General features: G+C 54.5%; 3 rRNA genes. All 3 read right to left on the bottom strand.

What is annotated here, in order from left to right:
* Nucleotides 1-7: 7 nt before the first annotated feature.
* A 5S ribosomal RNA gene (gene rrf, locus MOX01_RS18980) occupies nt 8-124 on the bottom strand.
* A 108-nt stretch (nt 125-232) separates the two neighbouring features.
* A 23S ribosomal RNA gene (locus MOX01_RS18975) occupies nt 233-3,337 on the bottom strand.
* A gap of 412 nt (nt 3,338-3,749) precedes the next feature.
* Nucleotides 3,750-5,273, bottom strand: a 16S ribosomal RNA gene (locus tag MOX01_RS18970).
* Together the 16S, 23S and 5S rRNA genes form the textbook arrangement of a ribosomal RNA operon.
* Nucleotides 5,274-5,532: the final 259 nt, after the last annotated feature.

Genomic DNA, 5,532 nt, shown 5'->3' with positions numbered 1-5,532 from the left:
AAAAGGAGTCCGGCGGTGTCCTACTCTCCCACAGGGTCCCCCCTGCAGTACCATCGGCGCTGTGAGGCTTAGCTTCCGGGTTCGGAATGTAACCGGGCGTTTCCCTCACGCTATGGCCGCCGAAACACTATTGATGTTTCAATCAAACACATAACAAAGTCATTGTTGTTATGCGGTTCTCGACCGTACATCGAGAACCACTCAGTGGACGCGTAGCACCAACAAACGGTGTGTTATCAAGTCATCGGCTTATTAGTACCAGTCAGCTGCATGCATTACTGCACTTCCACATCTGGCCTATCAACCCAGTAGTCTGGCTGGGAGCCTCTCACCCGAAGGTATGGAAATCTCATCTTGAGGCCGGCTTCCCGCTTAGATGCTTTCAGCGGTTATCCATCCCGAACGTAGCTAATCAGCGGTGCTCCTGGCGGAACAACTGACACACCAGAGGTTCGTCCAACCCGGTCCTCTCGTACTAGGGTCAGATCCTCTCAAATTTCCTACGCGCGCAGCGGATAGGGACCGAACTGTCTCACGACGTTCTAAACCCAGCTCGCGTACCGCTTTAATGGGCGAACAGCCCAACCCTTGGGACCTACTCCAGCCCCAGGATGCGACGAGCCGACATCGAGGTGCCAAACCATGCCGTCGATATGGACTCTTGGGCAAGATCAGCCTGTTATCCCCGAGGTACCTTTTATCCGTTGAGCGACAGCGCTTCCACAAGCCACTGCCGGATCACTAGTCCCGACTTTCGTCCCTGCTCGACCTGTCAGTCTCACAGTCAAGCTCCCTTGTGCACTTACACTCGACACCTGATTGCCAACCAGGTTGAGGGAACCTTTGGGCGCCTCCGTTACTTTTTGGGAGGCAACCGCCCCAGTTAAACTACCCACCAGGCACTGTCCCTGAACCGGATTACGGTTCGAAGTTAGATATCCAGAGTGACCAGAGTGGTATTTCAACAATGACTCCACACGAACTAGCGTCCATGCTTCAAAGTCTCCCACCTATCCTACACAAGCCACACCGAACACCAATACCAAGCTGTAGTAAAGGTCACGGGGTCTTTCCGTCCTGCTGCGCGTAACGAGCATCTTTACTCGTAATGCAATTTCGCCGAGTTCGCGGTTGAGACAGTTGGGAAGTCGTTACGCCATTCGTGCAGGTCGGAACTTACCCGACAAGGAATTTCGCTACCTTAGGATGGTTATAGTTACCACCGCCGTTTACTGGGGCTTAAATTCTCAGCTTCGCCTTGCGGCTAACCGGTCCTCTTAACCTTCCAGCACCGGGCAGGCGTCAGTCCGTATACATCGTCTTGCGACTTGGCACGGACCTGTGTTTTTAGTAAACAGTCGCTACCCACTAGTCTCTGCGGCCACCACACCCTTTTCGGAGTAAATCCGTATAAGTGGATGGCCCCCCTTCTCCCGAAGTTACGGGGGCATTTTGCCGAGTTCCTTAACCACGATTCTCTCGATCTCCTTGGTATTCTCTACCTGACCACCTGAGTCGGTTTGGGGTACGGGCGGCTAGAACCTCGCGTCGATGCTTTTCTTGGCAGCATAGGATCACCCACTTTTTATCCGCATCGTGTCTCAGCCTATGTGAATCGCGGATTTGCCTACGACTCGGCCTACGCACTTGCACCAGGACAACCATCGCCTGGCTTGGGCTACCTTCCTGCGTCACACCTGTTAATACGCTAACCGCACCAGAATGGGGTCGTGCGCTAGGCCCAGAGCGTCACCCCGAAGGGATCAGTCACTGGGATTCAGACACTTAGCACTACTGGATTAGCTTGGGCGGTTCTTCGCCGGTACGGGAATATCAACCCGTTGTCCATCGACTACGCCTGTCGGCCTCGCCTTAGGTCCCGACTTACCCAGGGAAGATTAGCTTGACCCTGGAACCCTTGGTCTTTCGGAGGACGTGTTTCTCACACGTCATTCGCTACTCATGCCTGCATTCTCACTCGTGTAGCCTCCACGGCTGGTTTACACCGCCGCTTCGCTGGCCACACGACGCTCTCCTACCCATCAACACGGCTGGACCACGAAGGCCTACCAATAATGTCAATGCCACAACTTCGGTGGCGTGCTTGAGCCCCGTTACATTGTCGGCGCGGAATCACTTGACCAGTGAGCTATTACGCACTCTTTCAAGGGTGGCTGCTTCTAAGCCAACCTCCTGGTTGTCACAGCAACTCCACATCCTTTCCCACTTAGCACGCGCTTTGGGACCTTAGTTGGTGGTCTGGGTTGTTTCCCTCTCGACTATGAAGCTTATCCCCCACAGTCTCACTGCTGCGCTCTCACTTACCGGCATTCGGAGTTTGGCTGACGTCAGTAACCTTGTAGGGCCCATCGGCCATCCAGTAGCTCTACCTCCGGCAAGAAACACGCAACGCTGCACCTAAATGCATTTCGGAGAGAACCAGCTATCACGAAGTTTGATTGGCCTTTCACCCCTATCCACAGCTCATCCCCTCAGTTTTCAACCTAAGTGGGTTCGGTCCTCCACACGCTCTTACACGTGCTTCAACCTGGCCATGGATAGATCACTTCGCTTCGGGTCTAGGACATGCGACTGAATCGCCCTATTCAGACTCGCTTTCGCTACGGCTACCCCACACGGGTTAACCTCGCCACATATCGCTAACTCGCAGGCTCATTCTTCAAAAGGCACGCTGTCACCCCTACTAAGGAGGCTCCAACGGTTTGTAAGCAAACGGTTTCAGGTACTATTTCACTCCCCTCCCGGGGTACTTTTCACCTTTCCCTCACGGTACTTGTCCGCTATCGGTCATCTGGGAGTATTTAGGCTTATCAGGTGGTCCTGACAGATTCACACGGGATTTCACGGGCCCCGTGCTACTTGGGATACTCTTCGCGCCAAGAGAGGCATTTCGACTACGGGGTTGGCACCCTCTATGACCGGCCTTTCAAGACCGTTCGTCTATACCTTCTTGTAACGCCGCCACCTCGGCAGAGATGACTGAAAAGTCCCACAACCCCCAACGTGCAACGCCTGCCGGCTATCACACACGCTAGGTTTAGCCTGATCCGGTTTCGCTCGCCACTACTAACGGAATCGCGGTTGCTTTCTCTTCCTGTGGGTACTGAGATGTTTCACTTCCCCACGTTCCCTCTACCCGCCCTATATATTCAGGCGGGAGTCACTAGGTCGGCACGCCGCCCAGCGGGGTTTCCCCATTCGGACACCCTCGGATCAAAACTTGCTTATCAGTTCCCCGAGGCTTATCGCAGATTGCTACGTCCTTCTTCGGCTCCAGATGCCAAGGCATCCACCGTTTGCTCTTAAAGACTTGAAATCACATGAGTTTGAATCAAAAACTCGACCCCACCCGAAGGCGGGATCTGAAATTGACTAATGATCTTTAAGATCATCTTGTGCAACAACCCGAAGGCTGTTGCAAGATGCTCGCGTCCACTGTGTAGTTCTCAAAGTACGGGCGGTGCCCCTTACCACTTCCCCACACGGGGGAAACAGAAAGAGGCCCAGAGGTTCAGACCAGATCCCAAAGGATCCGCATCCGGTCCCTCAGGACCCAACAGCGTGCAGGTGCGACATCCGTCACCCTCCCCGTTCCAACCACCGAAGCGGCGTACTGGAGAAGAACAACATCCTTCGCACCATGTCAAATGTTCCACCCATGAGCTCCCAGCGAAGAACGTATGCCTTCGATCTGGGTTCTGGACTCCGAAGAGTCAGATGCTCCTTAGAAAGGAGGTGATCCAGCCGCACCTTCCGGTACGGCTACCTTGTTACGACTTAGTCCTAATTACCGATCCCACCTTCGACGGCTCCCTCCACAAGGGTTAGGCCACCGGCTTCAGGTGTTACCGACTTTCATGACTTGACGGGCGGTGTGTACAAGACCCGGGAACGTATTCACCGCAGCGTTGCTGATCTGCGATTACTAGCGACTCCGACTTCATGAGGTCGAGTTGCAGACCTCAATCCGAACTGGGACCGGCTTTTTGGGATTCGCTCCACCTCGCGGTATTGCAGCCCTTTGTACCGGCCATTGTAGCATGCGTGAAGCCCAAGACATAAGGGGCATGATGATTTGACGTCATCCCCACCTTCCTCCGAGTTGACCCCGGCAGTATCCCATGAGTTCCCACCATTACGTGCTGGCAACATAGAACGAGGGTTGCGCTCGTTGCGGGACTTAACCCAACATCTCACGACACGAGCTGACGACAACCATGCACCACCTGTTTACGAGTGTCCAAAGAGTTGACCATTTCTGGCCCGTTCTCGTATATGTCAAGCCTTGGTAAGGTTCTTCGCGTTGCATCGAATTAATCCGCATGCTCCGCCGCTTGTGCGGGTCCCCGTCAATTCCTTTGAGTTTTAGCCTTGCGGCCGTACTCCCCAGGCGGGGAACTTAATGCGTTAGCTGCGTCACGGAATCCGTGGAATGGACCCCACAACTAGTTCCCAACGTTTACGGGGTGGACTACCAGGGTATCTAAGCCTGTTTGCTCCCCACCCTTTCGCTCCTCAGCGTCAGTTACGGCCCAGAGATCTGCCTTCGCCATCGGTGTTCCTCCTGATATCTGCGCATTCCACCGCTACACCAGGAATTCCAATCTCCCCTACCGCACTCTAGTCTGCCCGTACCCACTGCAGGCCGGAGGTTGAGCCTCCGGATTTCACAGCAGACGCGACAAACCGCCTACGAGCTCTTTACGCCCAATAATTCCGGATAACGCTTGCGCCCTACGTATTACCGCGGCTGCTGGCACGTAGTTAGCCGGCGCTTTTTCTGCAGGTACCGTCACTTTCGCTTCTTCCCTGCTAAAAGAGGTTTACAACCCGAAGGCCGTCGTCCCTCACGCGGCGTTGCTGCATCAGGCTTGCGCCCATTGTGCAATATTCCCCACTGCTGCCTCCCGTAGGAGTCTGGGCCGTGTCTCAGTCCCAGTGTGGCCGGTCACCCTCTCAGGCCGGCTACCCGTCGACGCCTTGGTGAGCCATTACCTCACCAACAAGCTGATAGGCCGCGAGCCCATCCCCAACCGAAATTCTTTCCAGACGCAGACCATGCGGTCACGTCACATATCCAGTATTAGACGCCGTTTCCAGCGCTTATCCCAGAGTCAGGGGCAGGTTGCTCACGTGTTACTCACCCGTTCGCCACTGATCCCACAGAGCAAGCTCCGTGTTCACCGTTCGACTTGCATGTGTTAAGCACGCCGCCAGCGTTCATCCTGAGCCAGGATCAAACTCTCCGTAAAAAAGAAATGCATACCCCACCGGGAAAACGGTGACGCAGCGAGTTTGATGCTGACCAAAGAGACAAATTCATTGCTGACTTCATCCATTGCCAACCCCCCGAAAGGAGTTGGTCTTTGATCCAAAGGAATTCTCAACTAGCCGAAGCTAGACGAGGATAATTTGGCATTTGACAAGTGCACGCTGTTGAGTTCTCAAGGATCGGATGCTCCCACGACCCAGCCATCACAGCCAGGCCCGAAGGGCAACTTCTCTATCTTA

The organism is Microbacterium oxydans (assembly GCF_006540085.1).
GTDB lineage: Bacteria > Actinomycetota > Actinomycetes > Actinomycetales > Microbacteriaceae > Microbacterium > Microbacterium oxydans.
This window is presented reverse-complemented; position numbering and strand designations above follow the sequence as displayed.